The organism is Photobacterium pectinilyticum, assembly GCF_024357955.1.
Lineage (GTDB): Bacteria > Pseudomonadota > Gammaproteobacteria > Enterobacterales > Vibrionaceae > Photobacterium > Photobacterium pectinilyticum.
Genome location: NZ_JANEYT010000170.1, coordinates 1 through 1,755 on the forward strand (window position 1 = coordinate 1; position 1,755 = coordinate 1,755).

A 1,755-nucleotide genomic window follows, 5' to 3' on the forward strand; every position below is an offset into this window, starting at 1 on the left:
TGAGGCTATCCATAGCGATGTGACTGTCTGAAAGAGTAACCTCAATTAGATCATATTTTTACTTAGATTGGTATTAGCCATGTCAATTTAGTTACAGACAAAATGGCAAACTATGAGCGATTTTTGAATAATGATTTAAAGCCATTCGTTGCTCGTAAAAATAGCATTGGTGTTACGCTTCAAGAGTCAGAAATACTCGCTGCCAACTTTAGAGTGATAGGTAATGAGTTGATTCAATCATCTGACGATTTGACCGAGGCCATTGACCAATATGTTGCAGAAGAAATTTCAGCTGTCGAAGTAGAATATCGGCAAATGATGCAAGGTGTTATGCTCATTATGGCTGTAATGGTAGTGAGTGGCCTGGTGATTGCGTGGATAGTATCTGGCCGTATGGTTAAGCCTATTATGGCTGTTCGAGAGACCTTGAAACAGTTATCCCAAGGCAACTTAACTGGACGGGTTCAGGTTTCAGGTTCCAATGAAATTTCTGAACTGAGCAGTGACCTAAATAACACTCTGGATAAGATGCAAGATACCATTTTCCATCTGAATCGCATCAGTGAAGAAGTTGCAGCGGCATCCACGGAATTGGCTGAGGTGATGAATAGTGCTCAAGCCAATGCCCAGCAAGAGCTGGCCGAAATTGAACAGGTTGCCTCTGCAGTCAACGAGCTCTCAAGCACTGCTGATAATGTAAGCGGTAATGCACAAGATGCCGACACCTGTGCGAAGCAGAGCCAGAAGATGGTGAATGAAGGTCGTAATGTTTTCACCCAAAGTGAGCTGTCTAATCGGGAGACATCAGGAAAAATGTCTGAAGCTGCTGATGTGGTGATGCATCTTCGAGAACAATCTGCTCAGGTCAGCAAGGTGATTGACGTGATCCAGGCTATCTCCGAGCAGACCAACTTGCTGGCATTGAATGCAGCGATTGAGGCGGCACGTGCTGGTGAATCTGGTCGTGGCTTTGCTGTTGTGGCTGATGAAGTTCGTATGCTGGCTGCACGCACGCAAAAGTCTACTCAAGAAATTCAGGCGATCATTGAAGACCTTCAGCGCCAGTCAGCCACAGCCAATGATGATATGCAGCAGTCGTTGCTGATGTTGAAAGAGTCAGAAGAACTAACCGGTTTAGCCAATGAAGTGTTTGAAGGCGTCACTGATGCTATTACATCTATCGGCGATATGAATACTGAAGTAGCGACCGCGGCAGAGCAACAGTCGATGGTGACACAAGACATCAATAAAAACGTAGTGAATATGTCTGAGCTCGTTAATCAAAACGTAGTCGGTATCAGTCAAAGTGCCAGTGCAAGTGAAGAGCTATCACAATTGGCAGAGCAACAACGTAAGCAGTTGTTGTTTTTCCGGTATTAATTCGCCCGGTCTAACACTGAAAATATAAGGAAGCTTCGGCTTCCTTTTTATTGTTCTAAGCGTTATGCAGTCGCGCCGTTTGGTGGAGATTTGAATATACTAACCACTGCTTTTACAGTGTAATAACCACATAGCACAGTAAAGGTGATGGCGCTTAGGGATTCACCGTAATGAACCGATGCGCCAATAAAGTCGAATACATCACCGCCGAAGTTTTTCACATGCTCCCAAGCCCACTGGTACACAAAATATAACTTGGTGAGGGTAATAAATACTAAGTAAGCTTTACCATAGGGTGCAGGGTGAGATCACGAACGTTTTCTGACCAAATTCTGTAAGTTTGACCGGCAGATCGATTTATGATCTTATACTCCC

The 1,755-nt window shown here is 44.2% G+C and carries 1 protein-coding gene; it reads left to right on the top strand.

Features of this window, described 5'->3' with window-relative positions:
• Window positions 1–123 precede the first annotated feature (123 nt).
• Entirely contained in the window at window positions 124–1,380 is a 1,257-nt protein-coding gene (locus NHN17_RS25670; protein WP_255045510.1) for a methyl-accepting chemotaxis protein, read from the top strand.
• Window positions 1,381–1,755 lie beyond the last annotated feature (375 nt).